This is a genomic window from Alcanivorax sp. HI0044 (assembly GCF_001634945.1).
On the sequence record NZ_LWEZ01000049.1, the window covers coordinates 1 to 1,081 of the forward strand.

General features: G+C 56.9%; 2 protein-coding genes. Both read left to right on the plus strand.

All coding sequences use genetic code 11. The features are described from left to right. The coding region (locus tag A3730_RS00590; protein ID WP_304439446.1) for an Rnf-Nqr domain containing protein at positions 1-392 on the plus strand (392 nt) is incomplete at its 5' end. A 12-nt stretch (positions 393-404) separates the two neighbouring features. Beyond that, the gene (nqrE, locus tag A3730_RS00595; protein ID WP_007150757.1) at positions 405-1,025 is read left to right on the plus strand and encodes an NADH:ubiquinone reductase (Na(+)-transporting) subunit E; all 621 of its coding nucleotides are present in this window, start codon (positions 405-407) and stop codon (positions 1,023-1,025) included. Positions 1,026-1,081 lie beyond the last annotated feature (56 nt).

The window sequence follows — 1,081 nt, forward strand, 5'->3', positions numbered from 1 at the left end:
CCTACAGCATTTCCAAGCAGCTGTCGGTGTTCGTGGGGTTGATCATCACCAACTGTATCGTGATGGGCCGTGCGGAAGCCTTTGCCATGAAGAATCCACCGCTCCCGTCTTTCCTGGATGGTGTGGGCAATGGCCTGGGCTACTCCGCGATCCTGTTGGGCCTCGGTTTTACCCGTGAATTGCTGGGTGCCGGTAGCCTGTTCGGTCATCAAATTCTGCCCAAGGTGTCTGAGGGTGGCTGGTACATGACCAACGGCATGATGCTGCTGCCGCCGAGTGCTTTCTTCCTGATCGGGTTGTTCATCTGGGCCATCCGTGCGTGGAAGCCGGAGCAGGTAGAGCCGGACGACTTCAAGATGAAGCCACACACCCGTGTCAGCGACGCGTTTTAACGGAGACGAGTAATGTTTGAACATTATCTGAGCCTGTTCGTCCGCGCCGTCTTTGTTGAAAACATGGCGCTGGCCTTCTTCCTGGGCATGTGTACGTTTATTGCCGTATCCAAGAAGATCTCGACTGCGATTGGCCTGGGGATTGCCGTGGTGGTGGTGCTGACCATCACCGTGCCGGTGAACAACCTGCTGCTAACCTACCTGCTTGATGAAGGGGCGCTGGCCTGGACCGGTGTACCGGCGCTGGCCGAGCTGGATCTGCGTTTCCTGGGGCTGCTCAGCTACATTGGCGTTATCGCCGCGCTGGTGCAGATTCTGGAGATGACGCTCGACAAGTATGTGCCGAGCCTCTACAACGCGCTGGGTATCTTCCTGCCGCTGATCACCGTGAATTGCGCCATTCTGGGTGCGTCCCTGTTCATGGTGGAGCGTGATTACACCCTGGGTGAGTCCATGGTATACGGCGTGGGTGCCGGCACCGGGTGGGCGCTGGCGATCACATTGCTGGCGGGTATCCGGGAAAAGCTCAAGTACAGCGACGTACCGGATGGTCTGAAAGGTCTGGGCATCACTTTCATTACCGTGGGTCTGATGTCACTGGGCTTCATGTCATTTTCCGGCGTGCAGCTGTAAGGGGAGAGTTGAATCATGAGTGTTGAGATTATTCTCGGTGTCGTCATGTTCACTGC